Source organism: Lentzea roselyniae (assembly GCF_039537795.1).
In the GTDB taxonomy this organism is placed as follows: Bacteria; Actinomycetota; Actinomycetes; order Mycobacteriales; family Pseudonocardiaceae; genus Lentzea; species Lentzea atacamensis.
On record NZ_BAABBE010000012.1, the window covers coordinates 109,181 to 134,747 of the forward strand.

General features: G+C 68.7%; 20 protein-coding genes. 8 read left to right on the plus strand and 12 right to left on the minus strand.

Annotated elements, in window-relative coordinates; genetic code table 11:
• Positions 1-4: 4 nt before the first annotated feature.
• The 4 genes from ABFX45_RS22500 to lanKC form a co-directional block, all read right to left on the minus strand.
• Positions 5-1,723: an ABC transporter ATP-binding protein gene (locus tag ABFX45_RS22500; protein ID WP_346131866.1), complete on the minus strand. Its 1,719-nt coding sequence runs from the start codon at positions 1,721-1,723 to the stop codon at positions 5-7.
• On the minus strand, positions 1,723-3,342 hold the full coding sequence (locus ABFX45_RS22505; RefSeq protein ID WP_346131867.1) for an ABC transporter ATP-binding protein: 1,620 nt from the start codon (positions 3,340-3,342) through the stop codon (positions 1,723-1,725). The genes ABFX45_RS22500 and ABFX45_RS22505 overlap by 1 nt, the downstream gene beginning before the upstream one ends.
• A gap of 143 nt (positions 3,343-3,485) precedes the next feature.
• Positions 3,486-3,647 (minus strand): SapB/AmfS family lanthipeptide, encoded by a 162-nt coding sequence (locus ABFX45_RS22510; RefSeq protein WP_109641268.1) that lies wholly within the window; start codon positions 3,645-3,647, stop codon positions 3,486-3,488.
• 40 nt (positions 3,648-3,687) lie between these two features.
• A complete protein-coding gene (lanKC, locus tag ABFX45_RS22515; protein WP_346131868.1) occupies positions 3,688-6,255 on the minus strand; it encodes a class III lanthionine synthetase LanKC in 2,568 nt (855 codons plus the stop codon).
• A gap of 810 nt (positions 6,256-7,065) precedes the next feature.
• On the opposite strand from lanKC, the gene ABFX45_RS22520 reads away from it, so the two are divergent.
• Positions 7,066-7,605, plus strand: a complete 540-nt coding sequence (locus ABFX45_RS22520) for a hypothetical protein (protein ID WP_170155291.1) — start codon at positions 7,066-7,068, stop codon at positions 7,603-7,605.
• A 323-nt stretch (positions 7,606-7,928) separates the two neighbouring features.
• On the opposite strand, the gene fabF is transcribed toward ABFX45_RS22520, so the two are convergent.
• From fabF to ABFX45_RS22545, 5 genes are all read right to left on the minus strand, one after another.
• Positions 7,929-9,164 carry a beta-ketoacyl-ACP synthase II gene (gene fabF / locus ABFX45_RS22525; protein WP_109641271.1) on the minus strand — a complete coding sequence of 412 codons (1,236 nt, stop codon included), beginning with the start codon at positions 9,162-9,164 and terminating at the stop codon, positions 7,929-7,931.
• Positions 9,161-9,397: an acyl carrier protein gene (locus ABFX45_RS22530; RefSeq protein WP_030465146.1), complete on the minus strand. Its 237-nt coding sequence runs from the start codon at positions 9,395-9,397 to the stop codon at positions 9,161-9,163. Before ABFX45_RS22530 ends, fabF begins: the two co-directional genes overlap by 4 nt.
• Before the next feature lie 43 nt (positions 9,398-9,440).
• A complete protein-coding gene (locus ABFX45_RS22535; protein WP_346131869.1) occupies positions 9,441-10,418 on the minus strand; it encodes a beta-ketoacyl-ACP synthase III in 978 nt (325 codons plus the stop codon).
• A complete protein-coding gene (locus tag ABFX45_RS22540; protein ID WP_170155292.1) occupies positions 10,415-11,344 on the minus strand; it encodes an ACP S-malonyltransferase in 930 nt (309 codons plus the stop codon). Before ABFX45_RS22540 ends, ABFX45_RS22535 begins: the two co-directional genes overlap by 4 nt.
• Positions 11,345-11,538: 194 nt before the next feature.
• Complete coding sequence (locus tag ABFX45_RS22545) at positions 11,539-12,741, minus strand: PucR family transcriptional regulator (protein ID WP_109641274.1); 1,203 nt, start codon at positions 12,739-12,741, stop codon at positions 11,539-11,541.
• A 120-nt stretch (positions 12,742-12,861) separates the two neighbouring features.
• Here ABFX45_RS22545 and ABFX45_RS22550 point away from each other — a divergent pair, with 120 nt between their 5' ends.
• The 3 genes from ABFX45_RS22550 to ABFX45_RS22560 all read left to right on the plus strand — a co-directional run bounded on the left by ABFX45_RS22550 (position 12,862) and on the right by ABFX45_RS22560 (position 16,583).
• Positions 12,862-14,418: an alpha/beta fold hydrolase gene (locus ABFX45_RS22550; protein ID WP_346131870.1), complete on the plus strand. Its 1,557-nt coding sequence runs from the start codon at positions 12,862-12,864 to the stop codon at positions 14,416-14,418.
• A 206-nt stretch (positions 14,419-14,624) separates the two neighbouring features.
• Positions 14,625-15,395: a mechanosensitive ion channel family protein gene (locus ABFX45_RS22555; protein ID WP_109641276.1), complete on the plus strand. Its 771-nt coding sequence runs from the start codon at positions 14,625-14,627 to the stop codon at positions 15,393-15,395.
• Between the two features lie 132 nt (positions 15,396-15,527).
• The gene (locus tag ABFX45_RS22560; protein ID WP_109641277.1) at positions 15,528-16,583 is read left to right on the plus strand and encodes a glucose-1-phosphate thymidylyltransferase; all 1,056 of its coding nucleotides are present in this window, start codon (positions 15,528-15,530) and stop codon (positions 16,581-16,583) included.
• Here the strand turns inward: ABFX45_RS22560 and ABFX45_RS22565 are convergent.
• Both ABFX45_RS22565 and ABFX45_RS22570 read right to left on the minus strand, forming a co-directional pair.
• Positions 16,580-17,620: a winged helix DNA-binding domain-containing protein gene (locus ABFX45_RS22565; protein ID WP_346131871.1), complete on the minus strand. Its 1,041-nt coding sequence runs from the start codon at positions 17,618-17,620 to the stop codon at positions 16,580-16,582. The genes ABFX45_RS22560 and ABFX45_RS22565 overlap by 4 nt on opposite strands.
• 9 nt (positions 17,621-17,629) lie before the next feature.
• Positions 17,630-18,718, minus strand: coding sequence for a phytase (locus tag ABFX45_RS22570; RefSeq protein ID WP_346131872.1), 1,089 nt, complete (start codon positions 18,716-18,718; stop codon positions 17,630-17,632).
• 55 nt (positions 18,719-18,773) lie between these two features.
• On the opposite strand from ABFX45_RS22570, the gene ABFX45_RS22575 reads away from it, so the two are divergent.
• The 3 genes from ABFX45_RS22575 to ABFX45_RS22585 all read left to right on the plus strand — a co-directional run bounded on the left by ABFX45_RS22575 (position 18,774) and on the right by ABFX45_RS22585 (position 21,935).
• On the plus strand, positions 18,774-19,397 hold the full coding sequence (locus ABFX45_RS22575; protein ID WP_109640633.1) for a nicotinamide mononucleotide transporter family protein: 624 nt from the start codon (positions 18,774-18,776) through the stop codon (positions 19,395-19,397).
• Positions 19,394-20,563, plus strand: coding sequence for a M14 family metallopeptidase (locus tag ABFX45_RS22580; protein WP_109640632.1), 1,170 nt, complete (start codon positions 19,394-19,396; stop codon positions 20,561-20,563). Before ABFX45_RS22575 ends, ABFX45_RS22580 begins: the two co-directional genes overlap by 4 nt.
• A gap of 187 nt (positions 20,564-20,750) precedes the next feature.
• Complete coding sequence (locus ABFX45_RS22585) at positions 20,751-21,935, plus strand: GNAT family N-acetyltransferase (RefSeq protein ID WP_346131873.1); 1,185 nt, start codon at positions 20,751-20,753, stop codon at positions 21,933-21,935.
• Between the two features lie 45 nt (positions 21,936-21,980).
• Here ABFX45_RS22585 and aceE read toward each other — a convergent pair whose 3' ends face one another.
• Entirely contained in the window at positions 21,981-24,740 is a 2,760-nt protein-coding gene (gene aceE, locus ABFX45_RS22590; protein WP_109640631.1) for a pyruvate dehydrogenase (acetyl-transferring), homodimeric type, read from the minus strand.
• 319 nt (positions 24,741-25,059) lie between these two features.
• On the opposite strand from aceE, the gene ABFX45_RS22595 reads away from it, so the two are divergent.
• Entirely contained in the window at positions 25,060-25,491 is a 432-nt protein-coding gene (locus ABFX45_RS22595; protein WP_109640675.1) for a DUF3052 domain-containing protein, read from the plus strand.
• Positions 25,492-25,567: the final 76 nt, after the last annotated feature.

The following is a 25,567-nucleotide window of genomic DNA, read 5'->3' on the forward strand; positions in this document are numbered from 1 at the left end:
CCCGCTACCGTTTGGGCAGCGGGGTTTCCTCGTGGTACGTGGGGTCCCAGGCCAGCATGAGCTGCCCGTAGAGCGGGGACGTCCTGAGCAGGTCCTCGTGCGTGCCGAGCAACGGCTTGCCGCCGTCCATGACCAGCACGCGGTTCGCGCGCAGCGCCGAGCTCAGCCGGTGCGCGATCACCACGAGAATTCCGTCCCTTTGGGCAAAAACTCGTTCGACGCGGGCTTCCGCGGCCGGGTCCAGGTGTGAGGTCGCCTCGTCGAGGATCACGATGCTCGCGGAGGTGACGTGCACCCGCGCGAGTGCCAGAAGTTGCGCCTCACCGGCGGAAAGTCCTTCGCCCGCGTGGCCGAGGGTGGCGTTCAGGCCACCGAGCCGGTCCAGAATTGGTTTGGCGCCAACCTTCTTCACCGCTTCGAGCAGTTCCTCGTCAGTCGCCCACGGTGCGAGCAGTGTGAGATTTTCCCTCACGGTGCCGGTGAAGAGGTACGTCTCCTGCGGAATCAGCGCGATCGCGTGGTGCCGCACCTCGGGAACGACCAGGTCGACCGGTGCGCCGCCAAACAGGACGCGGCCGAGGTCCGGAGGCATCAGGCCGGTGAGCAGACTGGCCATTGTGGACTTGCCGATGCCGGACGGCCCGACCACGGCCAGGTGGTCGCCGGGACGCAGGGTGAGTGAGAGGTCTCGCAGCACCGGCTCCGCGTCCTGGCTCCAGCCGAACGTGACGTCCCGCAGCACCACCTCGCCGTTGGACGGGACCTCGGTGCCGATCTTCTTGTTCGTCCGCGGGGCGACTTCCTGGAGTCGTTTGAGCGCGACCATCAGCCGCATCACGACAGTGCTGGTGGTGCGGGCCAGGCCGTGCAACGCGGGGTTCACGTTGTTGGTCAGGTACACGACAGCCGCCAGCACCGCGCCGGTGGTCAGCTGCCCCGACGCGACGAGCGGGGGAGCGAACGCCACCAGCAGCACGACGGGTGTGAAACCGCCGAGCGCGATCACCGTGGCGCGCAACGAGTTCGCCCACGCGACGGTGACGGTCGCCTTGGCCTGCCGGTTCACCTCGGTCGCGATGTCGGCGAAAGCTTCCTCCGCGGCCTTGCACGCGGCGACGTCCCGCAGACCGGTCAGCACCGCACCGGAAGCCTCGGCGGTGCGTTCGTCGGCGATCACGGCGTCGCGCTGGCGTTTGGCCAGTGAGGGCAGCAGCAGGGCGAACAACACCAGTGAGGCCACGATCGGCAGCACCACCAGCCAGATCAGCGCGGCCGCCGTCGTGGCGAGACCGATGAGGGCGGCGACCGTGGTGACGAGGAGCGCGCGGGCCTGCACCAGGACTCCCGCGGTGGCGTCGCGGACCACCTCGACGTGCCGGGTGATCATGGCGACGGCGCTGGCGTCCGGGGTCCGCCGGTGCGTCGGGTCGTCGAGCACGCCCTGGACGATCCGGGTGACCAGCGCGTCGCGCATGGGCTCGACGACGGCGCCGAGCCGCGCGAACACCTGCCGCTGGCCGAGTGCGCCCGCGACCGCCAGTGCCGCGAAGGCCAGGAGCCAGAGGACGCCGCTTCGCGGGTCACCCGCGGCGAACCCCTTGTCGACGGCGGTGCCGACGAGCCGTCCGCCGAAGAACGCCGGGACGCCTTCGAGCACCGACCAGCCGAGCAGGATCAGGACGCCGCGGCGGTGCCCTGCCAGCGTGGAGAGGTAGAAACGCATCACTCGCCTCCGGTGAACACGGCTCGGTAGTCCTCGTTCTCCCACAGCTCCTGGTGGGTGCCGGTGCCGCGCACCCGGCCGTTCTCCAGCCACACCACGAGGTCCGCCCGAGCCGCTGTCGCCGCCCGGTGCGTCACCACCACACGTGTCCGGCCGGGCAGCGCTGTCGTGAGAGCCGCGTCCACTTTGGCCTCGGTGACGGTGTCGAGGCTCGCGGTCGCGTCGTCCAGGACGAGCAGAGCGGGATCGCGCACGATCGCACGCGCCAAGCCGATCCGCTGCACCTCACCACCGGACAGCGGGGCTTCGGCGACCGGTGTGTCGTAGCCCTGCGGCAGGCGGATCAGGACGTCGTGCACCTGGGCGGCGACGGCGGCATCGCGCACCTCGGCCTCGCCGGCGACGGTTCCATAGCCGATCGAACGGCCGATCGTCCTGCCCAGCAGCGCGGGACGTTCGAACGCGTACCCGACCTCGCCGTCGCGCAGGACCTCGCCGGAATCCACAGCGGACAGTCCGCCGAGGACCGCGGCCAGCGTCGACTTGCCCGCGCCGGAGCTGCCGACCACGGCGGTGAACGCACCGGCGGGGATCGTGAGGTTCACGTCGTGCAGTACGCCGGTGACGCCGGCACCGCGCAGTTCGATCGCGCCGGACTCCGGGGCCACGGGTGCAGCACGGCCGGGCGGTGGGGTGTCCAGCACCTCGGCGATCCTGCTGGCGGAGGCTCGCGTGCGCTCCAGGGCGGTGAGCTGCGGAATCTGGCCGACGATGCCCATGCCCAGCGCGGCGTAGCCGAGGGCGGCGAGCACGTCACCGGGGCTCAGCCTGCCCTCCATCACGCCGAAACCGGCGGTGATCAGAACGACGACCTCGACGGCCGGCAACAGCAGGCCCGCACGCCACATCATCTTCGCCTGAGTGCGCCACATGCCCGCACCGGCCGCCGCCAGCCGGGGCAGCGGCTGCAGCACCCGGTCGGCTTCGCGCCCGGCGATGCCCGCAGCGGCGATCGTGCGCTTGCCCGACACGGCGTCGAGCAGCCGCGCCGACACGTCGCCGGAAACCTCCTGGTAGGCCAGCACGTCGTCGGCGGTGAGCTGCATGTGCGTGCGGACCAGGAACATCGCCAGCGGCACGCTCACCACGAACACGGCGGCCAGTCGCCAGTCCATCAACGCCAGCGCCACGACGGAGCCCACCGAGGACGCCGCGGCGATGGCCAGCGAGATCAGCGTGACCACGATGCCGCCCGCGTTGCCGCAGTCGCCGGTCACGCGGCTGACCGCGTCACCGGCGGCGAACGGCGAGGGGTGCCCGAGCGCCAGCAGGTGGCGGGACAGGCGGTGCCGGAGCCAGGCCGTGGCCCGGCTGGTGATGCTCGCGGCCAGCACGATGCCGATCGCGTCACCGATGATCTCGGTTGCCGCCATTCCGAGCAGCCACAGCAGCGTGAACAGCACGAACGTGCCGCCGAGCGCCATGTCGACGGCATCGGCGAGAGCCGAGGGGATCAGCAGCCCGCCGGTCGTGGCGACAGCGGCGTTGAGCAGCAGCAGCCACGGACGGTGGTCGCGGCGCACCACGGAGAACAGCAGGGCGTCACCGGGTTTGGCCATCGGCTGTTCCTCCGGAAGTCATGAGGGCGCATCATGAGCGAGGGCCCGACAGCTGGCCGGCTGCCGGGCCCTGCAGAGGGTGGGTGAGCGGCATACTTCGCCTATGCCGCTCATCTACCGCGGTGTTTCAGTTGGAGCTCAGCTCAGCAGGCCAGCAGGCTGACGGTGCTGTGCGAGCAGGGGAGCAGCAGCGACGCGTTCGACGCGGTGGTGGAGCCACCGCCGCCGCCACCCGAGCCACCGGAGGCCATCACGCTCGTGGTCTCGGGCGTCTCGAGGTCCTGCATGTCAAGGATGAAACCCATGACAACTCTCCTTGTTCGAGGAATCTTTCGGGGGTTACTGCTACCGGTTCGCTAGAACCGGGGCCTGTGTCCTGCCCAGGAAGGGCAGTGGTGGACGTCCGTCCACTGTGGAGGCGATGGCGAGCAGGACGCCCGCACCGCCGGTGTTGAGATCCATGGAAAGCCGGCGCAGCTGCACGCCGGGGAACGCGAGCCCGCCGCCGTACCGCACGGCGTGCCAGCCGAGTGCCCGCAGGTGCTGCTGGATCGCGCGGTCGAGCCGTTCGTCCGGCTTGTGCGCGGCCGCTTGGGCGAGCGTGGCCATCAGTCCGGCCCTGCCGAGCGCGAACGCCGGCTGGATCACGAACTCGCCGGTGCAGCCGGTGAGCAGCTCGGGCAGCTTCTCCACGCACGGACGTTCCGGCGCCACCGCGGCGAACTCGGTGAGCACCAGCGCGATGCCCGCGCCGCCGATGCCCACGTACGGCAGCGACCGGAACGTGCCGTCCCGCACCTGCAGAGAGCCGTCCAGCGCGACCATCGTCTCGGCCAGGTCGCGTTCCAGCGCCTGTTCCGACAGTCTGAGCCAGCGCCGTTCGCCAGTGCGTTCGAACATCCGCAGGAAGAACAGCGCGGGACCCGACCAGCCGTGCAGCAGGCCGGCCTTCGCCTTGTCACCGGGTCCCGGTGCGCCGGCCAGCTGCTCCGCGAGTCGTTCGGCCAGCTCCTCGGCCCGCGCCGCGAAGCCGTGGTCCTCACGGACGTCCGCGAAGTGCAGCAAGTTGAGGCCGATGCCGGACAGTCCAGCGCTCAGCCCGTGGTCCCGTGTGGTGGCGACGAGCTGCGTGTAGCCCTCGACGAGCTCGGTCGCCAGGTCGTGGTGGCCGAAGTTCTCCAGCACGTGCGCGATGCCGTGCGCGCCGACGAAGAAGCCGGGCTGCTTCGGAGGATCCTTCCTGACCGCCTTGATCAGCCAGTCCTCGTGCTCGGGGTAGCGACCTTCGCCGCTGACGTCGAGCGCGTGCAGCACACCCGCCGCGCCGTAGCCGAAGCACGTGCCGCCGACCTCGAACTGCTCGATGTCGCCGGGGAACAGGCGGTCTTGGCGTTGCGGTGTCGCGCTGTGCAGGATCGCCGTCGCGATGGACTTCCTGACGACGGTCCAGTCCGGTTCCGGGTCGTCGAACGCGGTGAACGCGGGCTCCTCCGGCGGGTCCACGCGCGGCGTGAGCACGTCGACGATCGACCGGCAGTACTCGTCGCCGAGACCGAAGCGCTGCTGGATGACGTGCACGTGCTGCTTCAGCTTCGCCGGCGAGAGCTCCAGCACCGCGTTGAGCGGCAGGAAGATCCACAGCTTGAGCGCCGCGAGCGGGTACTCGTCGATCTCGAAGCCCTCGCGGTCGCTCGGGGCCTGGAACCCCGGTGCGCCGAGCGTCGGCCTCTTGACGTCCTCGATCGTCGACGACAGCTCGAAGTCGATCAGCGAGACCTCATCGTCGTCGTCCACCAGGATGTTGAGCGTGTGCAGGTCACCGAACACGACACCGCGTTCGTGCACCCGTGCCATCAGGTCTTCGACCTTGGTGACGAGTTTCAGCGCTCGTTCCCGGTACTCGGCGAGCTGCTCATCGGTGGTGTCCTTGTGCGTCAACGGGTAGTTGTGACCGAGCCACTGCCCGAGCGAGCGCCCCGGCATGAACTCCATGGCGACGAAGAGGTGCTCCCACTCGGTGAAGCGGTCGTACACCTCGGGCACGCCTGGGACTTTCTCCAGCTTCGTGAGGATCGTGTGCTCGAGCTCCAGCCGTGCCACGGCGTCGCGGCCCTCGCGGTCGAGCCCGGCGTGCGGCCGCGCCTCCTTGAGCACGACCTCCTTGCCGTCGCTCTTGCGCGTCGCCAGGTAGACACCGCCGCCGTTGGAGAAGTGCAGCGAACTCTTGATCTGGTACGGGAACTTCGCGGGATCACCCGCGTTGCGCTCGGCCAGGTGCGGCGCCAGGAACTCCGGCAGCTCGACCCACTCGGGCACGCTGAAGACGGGCTTGCGCTTGTCGGGGATGAGCGTGCCGTCCGGCCCCTCGATGGCGAGGACCTGCTGGCCGTCGACCTCCAGCCACTGCTCGGAGAACCCGCCGTAGCGCACGTAGAGCGGACCCTTGCCGTACCTCAGGTCGCTGAGGATGTAGGCGCCGTGCTCGCCCTGCAGCGTGGCTCCGAGCTCGGTGAGGATGCTCTGGAGCTGCTCGGTGCCGGCGGGGTAGATCGTGATCAGCTTGCCGCTGCCCTCACGGGGCGCGTACTTCGAGTTGCGGGCCAGCACGATCGAGATCGTCGGCAGGTACTTGAACGGAATTCGCCGTTCTACGCAGTAGTCGAAAGTGGCCTTCAGAACCCTGCTCGCGTTGTCGAGACCAGCGGAGACGTGGATCTTCCAGCCCTGCTTCGGCAGCGTGACCCCCTGCGGGTGCAGATGCCGCCACACGTTCCGCTCGGCCTGTACCCAGCCGACCGGCAGTTCGGGCAGGTCACGCGAAAAGCCGTCTCCTGGGAGGTCGCTTTCGGTGCTGCTCTGCAGATCGTAGAACCGCCGATCTGCGAAGCAGAACGCCTCGTATCTGAGGTCCACCGAATTCCCTCCCCGACGGTTTTTGCGATTTCGTTTACGCGGCATATTCCCGCACAATTCAGCGGCTATGGCCAATCCGCCATTAGGGGCGTATGGGTGGGCCGTTCGTGTCCGAAAGGTGATCGGTTACCGGTGCGTATGCCACGCTCTGTGATGAGGTTTGGGACCGTCTCACCCGCCTGCGAGGTTTGCTGATTGGCGAGTCAGCGCACGCGTCCTGGGGTTTTGCTAAACGGAACTGTATCGTTGCGGATGGGTGCAGCTCTCTGAGCTGCGGTATTCCACATGGATCTCCACGTATAGTTGGGGGTGTGCAACCGTCGTGCACGCGCTGTGTTCCGTACTCTTTTCGGGTGAAGCTGTAAGTGGGTTCCGATGCGTGTTTAGTGCGGCTGATCGGCGGCATCGGGTCGCCTGAAGGGACCCATTCGGAGGATTACATTGCTTTATCACGTTTTATGTAGCACTCATTGTCTCGCTACATGCAACTTGCATCTAGGGTGAATGTAATCTTTCGGGTGAAGTTTATGTTTTGATGTAACGGACCGGTGTTTTTGTGAGTGGCGCTCTGGTGGCTTGAAGCTGGGGCCGGCCGGGTACACGCGCGTGGGGTGTGTCCTCGCTGCTGGAGTCGGGTGGGGCCACCGGGTCGTGGGTGCCGACGGGTGGGCTGTGGGCGCGGACGGGGCGCCTGGCCACGGGTGTCGGCGAGGCCGGCGACGTGTCAGCGGGCAGTCGGGCCGCAGGTCGTGGGCGGGCGGCTACGCTGTTTGTGTGGGGAGCGTGGCTAGCCGCTGGCTGGTGCCGGCCGTGGTGGTGATCACCGGTGCCTCGGTGGCGGCCGGGATGGTGGGGCGGACGGTCTACTCGCGTCCTGCCGAGGCCAAGGGTGAGCCGGTGGTGCCGTCTTCTTCGGTGTCCGGGGCGGCGTTGCCCGGGGGCTCTGAGGTTCGCTTGAGTCCCGACTCGTTCACGCATCCTGATCGGACGTCTGTCCAGAAGGTGCTGCAGAAGTACTTCGACGCCATCAACGAGCGGGACTTCGCCGGGTGGCGTGGGGTGGTGTCTGCTCGGAGGGCCTCGCAGGCTGTTGAGAAGACCTGGCTGGCTGCTTATGAGACCACTCAGGATGGTGGAGTGGTGGTGCAGCGGGTCGAGTCCGATGTGGTGGCTCGGCGGTTGCGGGTGTTGATCAGCTTTGTGTCCACACAGGATGTTTCGAAGGCTCCGGTTGCCATGCCTGAGCCCTGCATCCGGTGGAGAGTTGTGTACGTGATGGTTTGGGAGGGTGGGGAGCTCAAGGTGGATGAGGCTCCTGAGAACCGGACCCCTCAGATGGAGAAGTGTTGATGGGGATCTTGGCTGGCGCGTCGGTCACGCAGGTGGTTGCGATGCGTGGGGCAGGCCCGTCACGAGCTGTCCCGGAGCGGCCAACGATCGGGCACGACTCGTGACCGGACCCACCCCACGGCGGCCCGCGCGTGGCTCAAAGCAGCTCGGCTTCGCCGTCGCCATTGCTCGGCTTCGCCTTCGCGAGATGCCTGTGTGCTGGCGGCTGGGTGTGCGTGTGGCGTCTGCAAGTACTGCCAACGCATGATCGAAACGCCTGTAACTACCGCCAACACGTCGAACGCCCCGGTCCGCTTGGCGAGCCGGGGCGTGTCGAGGTGTGCTCAGGCCGGGGTGAAGGCCAGCGCCACGTTGTGGCCGCCGAAGCCGAACGAGTCGTTCACCGCGGCGTCCAGCTTGATCTTGCGGGGCTCGCCTGCCACCACGTCCAGCGTGACGGCCGGGTCCAGGTTCTCCAGGTTCAGCGTTTGGGGAACCACGCCGTCGCGGATCGACAGGACGGTCACGATGGCCTCGACCGCGCCTGCTGCGCCCAGGAGGTGGCCCAGGGCGCCCTTCGGGGCGGTCAGGACCGGGTGGTCGCCGATCGCCTTGCGGATTGCCACGGTTTCTGCGACGTCGCCCACCGGGGTGGAGGTGGCGTGGCAGTTCACGTGGCCCACGTCGGACGGGTCGATGCCGCCGGACCGCAGGGACGCGGCGATGGCACGGGACTGGCCGACGCCCTCGGGGTCCGGGGCCGTGATGTGGTAGCCGTCGGCCGAGGTGCCGATGCCTGCCAGGCGGCCGTAGATCTTGGCGCCACGGGCCTCGGCGAACTCGCGGCGTTCCAGGACCATGACGCCCGCGCCCTCACCGAGGACGAAGCCGTCGCGGGCCGTGTCGAACGGGCGCGAGGCCTTTTCCGGCTCGTCGTTGCGGGTGCTCATGGTGCGGGCCTGCGAGAAGCCCGCTACCGGGATTGCCGTGATGCACGCTTCGGCGCCGCCTGCCACGACCACGTCGGCTTCGCCGGCCTTGATCATGCGGTAGGCCCACGCGATGGCCTCTGCGCCTGACGCGCAGGCGGAGACCGGGGCGTGGACGCCGGCCTGGGCCTTGAGTTCCAGGCCCACGTGGGCGGCCGGGCCGTTCGGCATCAGCATCGGGACGGTCAGCGGGGACACCTTGCGCAGGCCCTGCTGTTCCAGGAGGTCGTCCTGGGCCAGGAGGGTGATCGCGCCGCCGATGCCCGTGCCGATGATGACGGCGAGGCGCTGGCGGTCGACGGTGTCGTCGCTGTGGCCGGCGTCTTGCCACGCCTGGCGGGACGCCACGATGGCGACCTGCTCGGAGCGGTCCAGGCGCCTCGCCTCGACGCGGGGGAGCACCTCGGTGGGGTCGACGACCAGCTGCGAGGCGATTTTCACCGGCAGCTCGTACTTCTCCACCCAGTCGTGGGTGAGGGGGCGGACCCCGCTCTTGCCCGCGAGCAGTGCGTCCCAGGTGGACGTGACGTCACCACCGAGCGGGGTGGTGGCACCCAGCCCGGTGATGACGACGTCGATGTCCGAACTCACTTGTTGCTGGTGATGTAGTTCACCGCGTCACCAACGGTCTTGAGGTTCGCCAGCTCGTCGTCCGGGATCTTCACGCCGAACTTGTCCTCCGCCTGGACGGCGATCTCGACCATCGACAGCGAGTCGATGTCGAGGTCGTCCACGAAGGACTTCTCAGCGGTGACGTCGTCGGCGGCCACACCGGCGACCTCTTCGACGATCTCGGCAAGACCGGACAGGACGTTGTCGCTCACTGAAGTTCCCTTTCGATTGAAACGATGGAAAAACCGGGGGTACTCATGGGCACCGGACCACCTGTCCCGCGTAGGACAGACCAGCGCCGAAACCGACCATCAGCACCACGTCTCCGCTGGAGATCTCGCCCGCGGCCCGCATGTGGTCCAGTGCCATGGGGATCGAGGCCGACGAGGTGTTGCCGGATTCGACGATGTCACGAGCGACCTTCAAGTCCTCGCGCGCACCCTTGGCACGCAGGCGCTTGGCGATCGCTTCGATGATCCGCAAGTTTGCCTGGTGCGGGGCGAAGACGTCTACTTCGGACAGCTCGACGCCCGCGAGTTCGGCGGCGCGGATCGCCACGGGCGCGATCTGGGTCGTCGCCCAGCGGAAGACCGACTGGCCTTCCTGGTGGATGAAGGAGTCGCGGTCGGTGATGGTGATCGTCTCGGCGAGGTCACCGGCCGAGCCCCACGCCACGGGGCCGATCTGGTTCTCCTCGCTGGCACCGATGACGACGGCGCCCGCGCCGTCCGCGAAGATGATCGCGGTCGAGCGGTCGTCCTGGTCGGTCCAGTCGGTGAGCTTCTCCGCGCCGATCACCAGCACGTTGCGGGCCGTGCCCGCGCGGACGAGGTCCGCGCCGGTCGCGACGGCGTAGCAGAAGCCCGCGCACGCGGCGTTGAGGTCGAACGCCGGCGCCGCCTTCACGCCGAGGCGGTCGGCGATCTGCGCGGCGGCGTTCGGGATGGTCGACGGCATGGTGCACGTCGCCACGATGACGGCGCCGATGTCGGCCGGGTCGACTCCCGCGTCCTCGATCGCCTTCCCGCCCGCGATGACCGCCATGTCGACGACGCCCTCGTCCTTGGCGGCGAACCGGCGGTTCACGATGCCGACGCGGTCGCGGATCCACTCGTCCGAGGTGTCCATGCGCGCGGCGAAGTCGTGGTTGCTCACCACCGTCTCGGGCTGGTAGCTGCCGAGGCCGATGATGCGGCTACCCGCGGACGTCCGCGGGGCCTGGAAGGTCGTCACTGAGTTGCTCCAACGGTGTCGAAGAGCTCCGCCACCTTCTCCAGCTGGTCGGGCGTCTTCAGGGCGAGGGTGGCGGTGCCCTTCATCGCACGCTTGGCGAGGCCCGTGAGAGCGCCGGCGGGCGGCAGCTCGACCGAGCCGGACACGCCCTTCTCGACGAGCGTCGCCTGGCAGACGTCCCAGCGCACCGGGCTGGTGACCTGGGAGACCAGGCGGCGCAGCACCTCGGTGCCCTCGGTGACGGCCTGACCGTCCTTGTTGGACAGCAGCGGCATCAACGGGTCGTGCGTGGTGACTTCGGCGGCACGCGCGCGCACAGCGTCTTCTGCGGGCGCCATGTACTTCGTGTGGAACGCGCCCGCGACGGCCAGCTTGCGGACCTTCGCCATGCCCGGCGGGGTCTCCGCGAGCTCGTCGAGTGCGGGACGCGGACCGGCCGCGACGATCTGGCCGGCGCCGTTGCGGTTGGCCGGCACGAGGCCGAGCTCCTCGAGACGCGCGAGCACCTCCTGCTCGTCGCCGCCGAGCACCGCGGCCATGCCGGTCGGCTCGAGCGCGCAAGCCTCGGCCATCGCGGCACCGCGCACGGCGGCCAGTGCGACCGCGTCGTCGGCGCTGATGACGCCCGCGATCGACGCGGCGGCCAGCTCGCCGACCGAGTGGCCCGCGACGATCACGCCGGCGGGCAGCTCGACGCGGCGGCGCAGCTCACCGAACGCGAGCAGCGCGAGGGCCACGACCAGCGGCTGGGTGATGGCGGTGTCGACGATCTCCTCGGCCTCGGCGGTCGTGCCGAGGCGCACCAGGTCGAGGCCCGTGATCTCCGACCACGTGCGCACCTGCTTCTCGGTCCCCTCCAGTTCGAGCCAGGGGGCGAGCATGCCGGGCGTCTGGGACCCTTGTCCGGGCGCGAGGAGTGCGATCACGTGGATTACTAAAGCTGGTGAACCCGCCGGTACCCCATGCTGTAAAGAACGAAGTCCGGCGATGGTATTTGTAGAGACCCTACAAAGGTGTCGGCCAGGTGAACGCTGCGCGGCGTATGCCCAGCTCAGCACACCGGCAGGTCGTTTGGCCATCACCCTAACGGATGTGTGCGAAGTCGGTCACAGATCGTTCGCTACCACAGGCCCCGTGCGCGGGCAAGGCGTCCTACAGACAAAGCGACGCGAAGCACAAGTGCATCTCGAGCGTCATGTGCATTTCTTCCGGTCATTTCCTGAACGCGCCGAAGGCGATATCTGACCGTGTTCGGGTGCACGAACAGTCTTTTCGCGCACGTCTCCAGCACGCCGCCGACCTCCAGGAACGCGTCCACGGTCTCCAGCAGGGCGCCGCCGGCGTCCTCCAGAGGCCGGGCAACCCTGTCGACGAGCTGCCACTCGGCCTCCGGGTCGCCCGCGAGCGCCCGTTCCGGCAGCAGGTCGAGCGAGCGGACAGGCCTGGGCGCAGCGGGCCAGCCCACGACCGCGCGCAGCCCGCTCAACGCGTCGCTGGCGCTGCGATGGGCCTCCGCGAGCGAGGCGACCGTGGGCCCCGCCACCACGGGCCCCTCGCCGAAGCCCTCGGCGATGCGGCCCAGCACGTCCTCACCGGTCTCCGTCGGCCCGCCGAGCACGACGACCAGCCGTGAGCCCTGCACGGACAGCAGCACCGGCCGGCCGGCGCGGGCGGCCTTGCTGCGCACCGAGTAGATGATCGCCGGTGGATCCTCGCCGCCCGGATTGCCGACCAGCACCGTCGCCTCCAGCGCCGGATCCCAGCCGAGCGCGGCGGCCCTGCTCAGCAACGACTCCTCGGGGTCGCCACGCACGACGCCGTCCACGACCAGCGCTTCCAGCCTGGCGTCCCACGCACCGCGCGCCTCGGCGGCCGCGGCGTACGAGGTGGCGGCGGAGAAGGCGATCTCCCGCCCGTACCGCAGCACGCCCTCCATCAGCAGCGCGCGTTCGGCCTCCGTACCGGCCATCGCCGGCATCTGCTCCTCGAAGTGCTCCAGCGCTATCCGGACCAGCTCGACGGTCTGGCGCAGGCTCACCCAGCGGGAGATGTCCTTCGGCGCCGACCGGAACGCGTCCGCGGTGAGCCGGATCGCCTGCTGCCGGTCGTGCAGCCACTCGACGAAGCCCGCCACGCCGTTCTGGATCAGCAGCAGCACGCTGGCGCGCTGGTCCGCGGGCATCCGGGCGAACCACGGCAGCCGCTGCTCCATCTCGGCCACGCTCGCGGTGGCGAGCGCTCCGGACGCGCGTTCGATCTTGCGCATCGTGCGGGCGGAGAGGGTCGGCGGGTGCTCCTCCTTCGCCTCGGCTGCCTTGGTCATACCCGCAGCTTAAGGCCCTGGGGGTGACATCACCGGGACGGGTGACAGATCCCTCGCCTTCCTTTCAACGGCCATACCTTCGGATAGCAGAGGTCATTCGTTCGGCGCGGAGGTTTCGTCTTGCGTAGGTTCCCGGCTTTCGTCCTCGGCATGGTGGCACTCACCGCCACGGGCGTGACTGCCTCCGCCGATCCTCCCGATCCCCTCGCGGAGTACCACGCCCAGCCGGTCAAGTGGGCGGCGTGCAGCGGCAAGCTCAGCGGGCTGGAGTGCGCCACGCTCGTCGCGCCGCTCGACCACACCGAACCGGCCGGCGACCGGATCAACCTGACGATCAGCCGCAAGAAGGCGGCGGCGCAGGACCGCAGACGCGGTGTGCTGTTCACCAATCCGGGTGGTCCTGGTGGCTCGGGGCTCAGCCTGCCGCTGTTCCTCGCGAAGTCCAAGCTCTCCCAGGTCTACGACGTGATCGGCATCGACCCGCGCGGCGTCGGTGGTTCGACGGCGCTGAACTGCCGCGCGGCGCCCGCGATCGCCGCGCCGGACTCGCGGCCGGCGGACGGCGAGTTCGGCAAGTGGGCGGCCGAGGCGCGCGAGGCCGAGGAGTCCTGCCAGAGGTCGGCCGGCGGGATCCGGCAGTTCATCAGCACCGCGAACACCGCGCGGGACATGGACATCGTCCGTGCGGTGCTCGGCGAGGCGAAGATCAACTACCTGGGTTACTCCTACGGCACGTACCTGGGCGCGGTGTACGGGACGCTGTTCCCGAACCGCCTGGACCGCAGCGTGCTCGACTCGGCCGTGCACCCGGAGTGGATCTGGCACGAGCAGTTCCGCCAGCAGGCCGTGGCCTACCGGCGCAGTGTCGAGGCGTGGGCCGCGTGGGTGGGGGAGCGCAACCAGAAGTTCGCGCTGGGCAAGTCGCGGGACGAGGTCCTGGCCGAGGTGGAGAAGGTCGCGGCGAAGCTGCACACCGCGCCGATCGGTGAGCACGACCGGTCTTCCTTCGACGGCGCGGTCGGTGTGGGCTCCCGCTACCGTCCACTGTGGTCGGACCTGGCGTCGATCGTGATCAAGCTGCGGTCTGGCGAGAAACCGGAGAACACCGAGGGTGCCAAGGCGGGGCAGGTGCTCGCGAAGACCGGTCTGCAGGAGTTGCGGTCCGGCGTGTTCGACACGGTCACCTGCGAGTCGGACTGGCCGACCGACCTGCACGTCTACTACGAGGACATGCGGACGTTCCGCGAGCGCTACCCGTTCGGCTTCGGCATCGTCAGGGCCGCGCCGATGACGTGCACGTTCCGGTCGTTCACCCCGCCGGAGCAGCCGGTCAGGATCGGTCGCAGCGGCTACCCGGTCGGCGTGGTCGTGCAGTCCGAGGGCGACACGCAGACCCAGTACGCGAGCGGCCCGGCGATGGCGGCGCGGCTCAGGCACAACCTGATCACCGTCATCGACGAGGGCAGGCACGGCATCTACAACGGCGGCAACAAGTGCGTCGACGAGAAGGTCAACCGGTACCTGATCGACGGGGCGCTGCCGGGCAGCAGCTCCGAGTGCACGGGTGACCCGCGGCCGGACGTGCCGAAGGACGGTCAGGGAGGTGCCGCGCCGGCGTTGTCGCCGAACCGCATCCAGGGCTACCTGGAAGGGCGCGGACTCTCCGCCCGGCCGTAGAAATGTGGAAGCGCCCACCACGGAGCGTGGCGGGCGCTTCCCTCTCCCCGGTCCCCACCGGTAGCTCCACTCTGGACTGTGTTGAGACAAAAATCCACGTCAGCCACCCTTTCGTGTCACAGTGTCGAAGTTGCTGAGCGGTGTGATCCACGAAACGATCAACTGGTCGGATCTTCACTCACCGCAACTTCGTTCTAGGAGGGCCCGTGGGCTCGCAAATCACCGAGGGCCTGGGCCAGGCGTGGGCGATGATCGCCACGTTCGTGCCGAAGCTGCTCGGCTTCCTGCTCGTTCTGGTGATCGGCTGGTTCATCGCCAAGGCTCTCGCCAAGGGCGTCCAGTTCCTGCTCAAGCGCCTCGGCTTCGAGAAGCTCGTCGACAAGTCGGGCCTGAACAGCGCCATGAGGCAGTCGTCGATGGACGCGACCGGCCTGATCGCCAAGATCGTGTACTACTTCGTGCTGCTCATCGCGCTGCAGCTGGCGTTCGGCGTGTTCGGCGCGTCCAACCCGGTCAGCACGCTGCTGAACGAGGTGATCGCGTACCTGCCGCGCATCGTCGTGGCGATGGTGCTCGTGATCGTCGCGTCGGCCATCGGCACCGCGTTGAAGGGCCTCGTGACCGGTGCGCTGGGACAGCGTTCCTACACCCGGATCATGGGCAACATCACGTACGGCTTCGTGATGGCGCTGGGCGTCATCGCGGCGCTCAACCAGCTCGGCATCGCGATCTCGGTGACCATGCCGGTGCTGATCGCCGTCCTCGCCACGGTCGCCGGCGTGATCGTCATCGGTGTGGGTGGCGGCCTGGTCCGCCCGATGCAGCAGCGCTGGGAGGGCTGGCTGAACCGCATGCAGGACGAGGCGCAGGCCATGTCGCCGATGCCGCGTGCGTCGCAGGAGATGCCGGCCACGGTCGGCGTCCGTCCGGGTGACGCCCCGACGCCGCCCGCGGGCACGCCGATGCCTGAGAAGTAGTTCTCACCTCGGAGAAGGGGCCTCGCGCGGCGGGGCCCCCTTTTCGTTGTTTGGCGGTTCTCCAGCTTCCGTCCAGCGCGCGCACGGAGTCTCGTGTCCACCCGAACTGTCCGCTGTCGCGGTGGAGGACCCATGAAAGCCCTTGTGCTGTCCAGAGGAGCGGGAACACGACTGCGTCCGGCCGGGTACACCCTGCCGAGGCAGCTCGTCCCCGTCGCGAACAAGCCGGTGGTCGAGCACGTCGTGGAGAACCTGCGGGACATCGGGATCACCGAGATCGGCATCGTGGTCGGCGAGGGTGAGCACGAGGTGCCCGAACTGTTCGGCGACGGGTCGTACCTCGGTGTCTCGATCACCTACCTCCGGCAGGACGCGCCGCTCGGTCTCGCGCACTGCGTGCGGATCGCCCGGCCGTTCCTCGGTGCGGACGACTTCGTGATGTACCTGTGCGACAACGTGCTGGCCGAGGGGATCGGGCAGATCGCCGACGAGTTCGCGCGGCTGCGGCCGTCCGCGCACGTGCTCGTGGACAAGGTGGAGGACCCGCGCCTCTACGGCGTTGCCGAGGTGGACGAGAACTCGCGCGTGACGCGGTTGATCGAGCAGCCGCAAGAGCCGCGCAGCGACCTCGCGATGATCGGTGTCTACTTCTTCACGCCCGCGATCCACTCCGCCGTCGACGCGATCGAACCGTCGTGGCGCGGCGAGTTCGAGATCACCGACGCGTTGCAGTGGCTGGTGACGCACGAGCGCGATGTCCGGGCGCGGGTCTACTCCGGGTTCTGGAAGGACACCGGGACCGTCGAGGACGTGCTGGAGTGCAACCGCGAGCTGCTGATGGGGCTGCGGACGGACATCCAGGGGATCGTGGACTCGGAGTCGCGGCTGATCGGCGAGGTCGTGGTCGAGGAGGGCGCGCGCGTGGTGCGGTCGTGCATCGTCGGGCCCGCGATCATCGGCCCCGGCACGCTCGTCGAGGAGTCGATCGTCGGGCCGTACACGTCCATCGGCGCGGACTGCCGGATCACCGAGTCCGGGGTGGCCGACTCGATCGTGCTGAACGAGGCCTCGGTGCACAACGTGTCCGGCATCGAGACGTCGTTGATCGGCCGCAGGGCCCGCGTCGGCTCCGCGCGCCAGCACCGGTTGGTCGTCGGCGACGGCGCGCACGTCGAGGTCGCGGCCTAGCCGATCCAGTCCCGAAGGCGGTCGCACTCCTCGGCGACCGCCTTCTGCCTGCTCCTGGGCAGCTGGTCGATGTAGTCGACGGTGATGGTGCGCTCCTTGGTGATCGACCAGGTGGCGACGACGTAGCCGTCGACGAGGACGGTGGGCTTGCCGCCGATGACGACGCCGAGCCGGTCGTCTGAGATGACCCGCCGGCGGTCGGCGTGGGCGAGCAGGATGTTGTCGAACTCGGGCAGCAGCCGGACCGGGACGGGGGTTTCCGGGTCCGGGCGCGGGGCGTCCGGGAGGTCGAACAGCTCCTTGCCCGCCTCGGTGCGGAAGGTCACCAGCTCCGGCCGGAGTTTCTCGAAGACCTCGGTGAGCCTGGTGAGGCCGGACCACTGCTGGGCGTCCATCACGGTCGACGGGCCGAACGCCTTGAGGTAGCGCAGAACCAGCGTTTCGCGGCTCATGGGGTGTTGTTCCTGGTCGAGCCAGGCCTCCAGGGTCGTGCAGACCGCTCTTCCGCTCCTGTGCCACAGACCCCGCGGCGGGATCTGGACGAGCGCGAGCTTGTTGCGCAGCGCGTTGCCGAGCACGGTGTGCTCGCGGTCGGGCCACCGTTCGAGGAGCTGCCTGCCGGCGTCCGCGGTGCCCTGCGGTGCGTCCTCGAGGATCTTGCGGCCGGCTTCGGCGACGGCGTCGAGGTCGAGGCCCCGCAGCCTCTTCGCGAAGGGGCCGCTCTGCAGTTCGCGGTCGAGCTTGAGCTGGGTGTGGGGCCTGAGACCCAGGGCGTCCTGCGCGCTGACCAGGTGGATCGTGCCGCGCATCAGCAGGATGCGGACGGCCTGCCTGCTGACGAGGAGGTCTTCGAGCTCCTGCGGCTGGAAGTTCTTCAACCGTGTCCACAGGCCGATGTACGGCGACTTCGGTTCCTGCGCCTGGATGCCGAAGAGGTGGTTGATGGTGGCGAGCGCGCTCTTGTCGGCGCGCTCGCGCAGCATCTGGCGTTCGATCAGCGCCCGGTTGAGGGCGTCCTGGCTCAGCGTGGTCCCCATCGGGACAGGTTAGAACCTGATGAACGCGAATCCCGTGCCATTGGGGCGTTCGCCGTCGTGGACGACGAGCAGGTTGAGCGTGCCGAGGACGATGTCGGCGCCGTCGGAATGCTCAACGTCCTTGATGCGGAAGTCCTTCAACGGCTTCATGTCGGCCTTGCGGTAGGCGACGAACCGCGAGTCGCCCTGGCTGGACGCGAGCAGCACGTCGTCCGCGATCGTCAGACCCTCGGCGTCGGCTTCGAGCCACTTGCCGCCGAAGCCGGGGTTCGGGCCGTCGGGCTCGCACTCCTCGGTGTCCGGGTTGTACTTCTGCGGGGCGCCGAACGTGCGGACCTTGTCGACCAGTCGCGGCTTGCCGAAGTCGTTGGCGCGCAACGGGATGCGCCAGATACCGACGTCCTCCTGCGCCGCGTACAGGGTGTTCGTGCGTTCGTCGATCACCATGCCCTCGACCTGCGGGCCCTCGCCGGGTTCACCGCACACCGTCCAGCTCCGGCCGTCGGGCAGGGTGAAGGTGCGCGGAAGGTCCAGAGTGGACACCTTCTTGGTGTCGTAGGTGGTGCCCTTGTGGAGGTGGAGGAGCGCGATGCTGGTCTCGCTGCGCCGGCTCGTGACGACGACGTCCTTGCCGCTGATGCGCCCGGCGGCCAGGCCGTAGACGGTGTGCTGCTCGTCGACCTCCTGCTCGGTCGCCGAGAACACCGGCTTGGTGGCGGGGTTCGTGACGTCCTTCACGCCGCGTTCGTCCACTTGGAACACCCGGATGCGGTCACGGCCGCGGTCGCTGACGAACGCCAGGTCACCGAGGACGTCGACGTTGTTGTAGCGCCCCGGCTTGGCGTCCGGCGTGGGTGGCAGCGGCGCCGGGTGGACGCCGATCGTGCGGCCGTTCAGGTCGAACGCCGCCAGACCGCCTTCCTTGAGGGTGCCCAGGACCACACTGCGTTCGGCGTTGCGCGGGTTCACCCAGATGGCCGGGTCGTCGGCGTCCGCGGGCTCCTCGAACGTCTGCGTGATCACCGTCGGTGTGATGACGGGCGTCGCAGGTGCGGCGAGGAACAAAGGCACGAGCGTCAGCGCTAAGGAAGATGACATGGTGGGACCGTAGGAAACACCGGTATACGGCGACTGAACCCCGGGGGAACAAGCCGTGTGGTACGAGCTGGGACTGACGATCTTCGGGCAGAAGATCGCGTACACGGAGCTGGTCGGGCAGGTCCTGGCGCTGGCGGTGGTCTTCCTCGCGCAGCGCCGTTCACTCTTGACCTGGCCCGTTCAGCTGCTGTCGGTGGCTCTGCTGTTCACCGTCTACGTCTCCGCTCACCTCGGCGGTCTCGCGACCCGCCAGGTCGTGGTCGGGCTGATCGCCGTCTACGGCTGGTACGCGTGGGTGCGCCGCCGCGACCCGGTGTTCGGCGTGGTGGTGCGCGCGGGCTCCTGGCTGGAACGCGGTGTGGTGGCCGGGGTTTTCGTGGCGGGCACGGTGGCGTTCGCGCTGGTGCTCGACTGGTTCGACGCCTCCTGGGCGCCGTGGCCGGACGCCGCGATCTTCGTCGGCACCGTGCTGGCGTTCGCGCTGCAGGGCCTGGGCCTGGTCGAGTTCTGGCTGGTCTGGCTGGTGGTCGACGCCGTGGGCGTGCCGTTGCAGATCCAGTCCGGCCTGTACTTCAGCGCTCTGGTGTACCTCGTCTTCGCGGGCCTGGTGATCCACGGCTACATCGACTGGAACCGCACCGCCCGCCGGTTGACACAGGCGGCAAAGTCTCCCCTATGAGGGGACTGATCGCTTTACTGGCTGCTGCTTCGTTGCTGGTTCCCGCTCCGGCCCTGGCCGCCCCCGAGCCGCGAACGGGTTTCGAGAAGACCGGCAACTGGACCACCGAGGCCGAGGAACAGGCCTACCTGCGCGCCCTGAACCTTCCACTCACCCAGATCGGCACCACGGCCCAGGGCCGCCCGATCCAACTCGTCCGCGTGGGCTCTCGTTCCGCCCGCACGGTCGTCGTGTTCATCTGCTCCCAGCACGGTGACGAGCCCGCGGGCCGCGAGGCGTGCCTGATCCGCATGCGCTCGCTGCCGCGTTCGTCCGACGTGACCTACCTGTTCGTGCCGAACGCCAACCCCGACGGCCGCGCGGCGAACACCCGCGGCAACTCGTCCGGCATCGACATCAACCGCGACCACCTGCTGCTGCGCACCGCCGAGGCCCGCGCGATGGCCGCCGTCTTCCGCGACTGGAAGCCCGACGTCATCCACGACCTCCACGAGTTCGGGCCTTCCGCGCCCTACTACGTGAAGGACTTCCTGTGGCTGTGGCCGCGGAACCTGAACGTCGCCGACGGCGTTCATGATCTGTCGGAGACGTTGTCCCGCTCGTACATCCGGCCGTCCGTCGAGGCCGGTGGCCGGACCTCCGGCGTCTACGGCATCTATGTGGACCCGGTGACCGGTGAGCCGATCCGCCAGGTGGCCGGCGACCACCAGGAACGGATCCTCCGCAACACGAGCGGCCTCAAGCACTCCACGGGGCTGCTGGTGGAGACCAACGCCGACGGCACGTCCGCCTACCGCGTGGAGTCCCAGTTGCTCGGCCTCGACGGCACTCAGTCGTTCGTGCGCGACCGGCGTGCCGAGATCGAAGCCGCCACCGCCGCGTCGCGTGCGGTTCGTACCGGCCCCGTGTACTTCGGTGGTGCCGACAACCAGGCTCCGGCTCCCGAGGACGTGCTGTCGACGCCTCCGTGCGGCTACGTGCTGACCGGTGCCCAGTACGTCGAGGCGCGTGACGAGCTCGCTCTGCACGGCATCAAGTCGCAGTACCTGCGCGGCGGTGACCGCATCGTGCCGCTGAAGCAGGAGGCCCGGCCGTTGATCCCGCTGCTGCTCGACGCCCGCGCCGACGAGCCGCTGCTGAAGGCCCAGCCCGTCGCCCAGTGCTAGCCAACTAATATATCGGTAGCTCTGACCAGCGCCTTAGCAATGAAACTTTGGACTTCGTCCGCAAACGTCTCATTGCTAAGGTGTTTTCAACGGCCCGCAATCCAGGCTGGCTGAGTCGCCCTCAACTGATATATCGGTGCTGATATATCGGTGGCGGACGATCTCTGGGACGTGCTCCGATGGCCTGATGCGGGTCGAGCAGTACAGCTACTTCGTTCTCCTCAGCGAGACGACGTCCGCGGCCGACATGACACGCCGGCTCGGCGTGGAACCCGACGAGGTGCACGATCTGCCGCGCACGCATGCGTGGAAGGTCGTCCGGAGTGGCGACGAACGCCTCGACGAGCAGGTCCAGCACATCGTCGACAGGCTGAAGCCCGTCCGTGACGAACTCGTCTCGCTCACCGCCGACCCCGCGATCACCGCTCGTCTGGTCGTGGTGCGGTACTTCCGCGACAGCGACGACAAAGTGGGCCTCGGCTGGTGGATGACGGCCGAGTCGGTCGAGTTCCTCAGTGCGGTCGGCGCGTCGCTGGACGTCGACGAGTACGACCTGGTCGAGTTCCGCGACGAAAGCCTGCGCCAGATCAACACCGGCCTCCTGGCCGGCATTGAGCAGAACCTCGCCGAACACGCCTGTCATCTGCACCGGCACCTCCCGCACGCGACGGTGGTGCGGACGGACGACCTCCTGATCGCCGACAGCGGCCTGGCCGACGACACGTTCAACATCGTCGCCGCGGCCCGATTCACCGCAGACGACGTCAGTGCCCGTGTCGCGGAGACGGTGAGTGCGCTCAAGGCGACAGGCCGCCCGTTCTCCTGGTGGGTCGGGCCCGCCTCCGCTCCGGCCGACCTCGGCCCGGTGCTGCTGCAGGCCGGCATCGCGCCGGCCGGGACCGAGGCGGCGATGTGGCTGGACCTCGCCGATGCGGCCCTACCCGAACCGCACGCCGACGGCCTCGACATCCGCCGCGTCACGACCGAAGCAGAGCTCACGGACCACGCGGCGGTGCTGGCCGCGATCTGGGACCCGCCCGCCGCGACGGTTCGCCGCTTCTACGCCGACGCGGCGCCGCACGCGTTGGGCAGTCAGGCGCGTTACCTCGTGGGGTACGTGGACGGCCGTGCCGTGTGCACGGCGGAGGTGTTCCTGCACGCGGGTGTCGCCGGGATCTACAACATCGCGACCCTCGCCGAAGATCGGCGTCGCGGCTACGGCAGCGCGATGACGCTGGCCGCGTTGCGCACTGCACGGGCCGAGGGTTACCGCATCGCGGTCCTGCAGGCCTCTGAGGACGGCGAGAAGGTCTACCGGCGTCTCGGGTTCACCATCGCCGGTCAGTTCACGGAATACGCGCTCAGGCCGTGAAAAGGGCCGCCCCGCGTGTGCGGAGCGGCCCTTCTGGTCGAACGACTACGCGAGGCCCGCGTCCGACGTGGACGGACCGGCGGCCTGCACGTCGTCGATGCGGTACTTGCGAGCGGCCTCGATGACCTTGTCCTGGCCGACCTCACCGCGGCGGGCCAGCGCGGCCAGCGTGGCGACGACGACGGACTCCGCGTCCACCAGGAAGTGGCGGCGGGCGGCCGGGCGGGTGTCGGAGAAGCCGAAGCCGTCCGTGCCCAGGGTCGTCATGTCGGTCGGGACGTACGGGCGGATCAGGTCCGGGATCGCCGACATCCAGTCGGAGACCGCGACGACCGGGCCCTGGACGTCCTGCAGCACCTGCGTCACGTACGGCACGCGCGGCTCGGCGTCCGGGTGCAGCAGGTTGTGGCGGTCGGTGTCGACGGCGTCGCGGCGCAGCTCCGAGTACGACGTGGCGGACCACACGTCCGCGGAGACGCCCCACTCGTCGGCGAGCAGCCGCTGGGCCTTCAGCGCCCACGGCAGGCCCACGCCGGAGCCGAGGATCTGGGCACGCGGGCCACCGGTCTGCGGGCCGTCCTGGTACTTGTAGAGGCCCCGCAGGAGGCCTTCCACGTCCAGGTTCTCGGGCTCGGCCGGCTGCACGTACGGCTCGTTGTAGACCGTCATGTAGTAGAAGACGTTCTCGGCGTTCTCGCCGTACATCCTCCGCAGACCGTCCTTGACGATGTGCGCCACCTCGAACGACCACGCCGGGTCGTACGCGACCACGGCCGGGTTCGTGTGCGCCAGCAGCAGCGAGTGGCCGTCGGCGTGCTGCAGGCCCTCACCGGTCAGCGTCGTGCGGCCCGCGGTGGCACCGAGCACGAAGCCGCGCGCCATCTGGTCCGCCGCCGCCCACAGGCCGTCGCCCGTGCGCTGGAAGCCGAACATCGAGTAGAAGATGTAGATCGGGATCATCGGCTCGCCCTGCGTCGCGTAGGACGTGCCGACCGCCGTGAACGACGCCGTGGAACCCGCCTCGTTGATGCCCTCGTGCAGGATCTGGCCCTGCTCGCTCTCCTTGTAGGCGAGCATCAGGTTGGCGTCCACCGAGGTGTAGGCCTGGCCGTTCGGGTTGTAGATCTTCTGCGTCGGGAACATGGAGTCCATGCCGAACGTGCGCGCCTCGTCCGGGATGATCGGGACGATGCGCGGGCCGATCTCCGGGTCCTTCGCGAGGTCGCGGACGAGGCGGACGAACGCCATGGTCGTGGCGACCTCCTGCTTGCCCGAGCCGCGGCGGATGCCGTCGTAGACCTTGTCGCCCGGCAGCACGAGAGCCTTCGACTTCGTGCGGCGCTCCGGCACGAAACCACCCAGCTGACGGCGGCGCTCCAGCATGTACTGGATCTCCTGGCTGTCCTGGCCGGGGTGGTAGTACGGCGGCAGGTACGGGTCGGCCTCGAGCTGCGCGTCCGAGATCGGGATGCGCAGGCTGTCCCGGAAGCCCTTGAGGTCCTCCAGGGTCATCTTCTTCATCTGGTGCGTCGCGTTGCGGGCCGCGAAGTGCGGGCCGAGCGAGTAGCCCTTGATGGTCTTGGCGAGGATGACGGTCGGCTGGCCGACGGTCTCGGTCGCCGCCTTGTAGGCAGCGTAGACCTTGCGGTAGTCGTGGCCGCCGCGCTTGAGGTTCCACACCTCGTCGTCGCTCATGGCCTCGACGAGCGCCTTCGTCCGCGGGTCGCGGCCGAAGAAGTGCTCCTTGATGTACGCGCCGTCGTTCGCCTTGTAGGTCTGGTAGTCGCCGTCGGGCGTGGCGTTCATGAGGTTCACCAGCGCGCCGTCGCGGTCGGCGTGCAGCAGGGCGTCCCACTCACGGCCCCAGACGACCTTGATGACGTTCCAACCGGCACCCCGGAAGAACGACTCCAGCTCCTGGATGATCTTGCCGTTGCCGCGCACCGGGCCGTCGAGGCGCTGCAGGTTGCAGTTGACGACGAACGTCAGGTTGTCGAGGTGCTCGTTCGCGGCGAGCTGCAGCAGGCCGCGCGACTCCGGCTCGTCCATCTCGCCGTCGCCGAGGAACGCCCACACGTGCTGGTCGGACGTGTCCTTGAAGCCGCGGTCGTGCAGGTAGCGGTTGAACCGCGCCTGGTAGATCGCGTTCATCGGGCCGATGCCCATGGAGACCGTGGGGAACTCCCAGAAGTCCGGCATCAGGCGCGGGTGCGGGTACGACGGCAGGCCGCCACCCGGTCCGGCGTGCGAGTACTCCTGGCGGAAGCCGTCGAGCTGGTGCTCGCTCAACCGGCCCTCGAGGAACGCGCGCGCGTACACACCGGGGGAGGCGTGGCCCTGGATGAAGACCTGGTCGCCGCCGCCGGGGTGGTTCTTGCCGCGGAAGAAGTGGTTGAAGCCGACCTCGTAGAGCGACGCGCTGGACGCGTACGTCGAGATGTGGCCACCGACACCCACGCCGGGCCGCTGCGCGCGGTGCACCGTCATCGCGGCGTTCCACCGGATCCACGCGCGGTAACGGCGCTCCACCTCCTCGTCACCGGGGAACCACGGCTCCCGCTCGGTGGGGATGGTGTTGACGTAGTCCGTGCTGGTCAGCGCGGGCATGCCGACGTGGTTCTCACGCGCACGCTCCAGCAGACGCAGCATCAGGTAGCGGGCCCGCTGCTGACCGCCACCCTTGAGCACCTCGTCGAACGACTCGAGCCACTCGGACGTCTCTTCGGGGTCGATGTCCGGCAGGTGTGCGGCCAGACCGTCACGAATGACACGCACCCGCTCGGGGCCGGTGTTCTGCGGGCTCAAGGTGTCTCCTCGGCTTCGTTGGCGGTTCCTGCGTGGGCCCGGAAACCGTGCCACGCGGTCCTATCGTTGTCCTTGCGCGTCGACTTCGTCACCGCTACTGATCGGTAGTTCTGGATCGTGTTTCTCACGCGCGCGCGATAAGAGGTATGTAGAGCGTGCCTCATGCCAGTGTAGGGATCTCCACAGGGGTCCCTGTTACGGCGTGTCACGTGGTCAACAGTTGCGCCGGAGGTAGCCGACAGTGTTCGCTAGCGCGAGTAACGGACTCTGGCGGCAGTCTTAGGGCTGTCGCTCTTGCGTAGTTGGAGGAGTGAAAACCGTGGTCGCCGCGGAAGACGCCGGCAGGATCGGCGTCGCCGAGAAGCTCGGGATCGAATCGGGCATGGTCGTCCAGGAGCTCGGCTGGGACGAGGACGTCGACGACAACCTCCGTGCCGCCGTCGAAGAGCAGATCGGCGGCGACCTCCTCGACGAGGATGCCGACGAGACGGTGAGCGTGGTCCTGCTCTGGTGGCGGGAGGACGACGGCGACCTGGTGGATGCTCTCCTCGAGGCCACCGGCGTGCTCGCCGAAGACGGTGTGATCTGGGTTCTCACCCCGAAGACGGGCCGCCCCGGCCACGTCGAGCCGAGCGACATCGCCGAAGCAGTGCCGACCGCGGGCCTGTCGCAGACGTCGAACATCAGCGTCGCCGACGACTGGGCGGGCACCCGCCTGGTGTGGCCAAAATCCACCAAGGCCAAGCGCTGAGCCAAGTCCGGCTGACATAGGGTTGATCCACGCGCGCTGTGACGCCCGTGGTTCGTCTTCGTCAACCGGAGGGTTT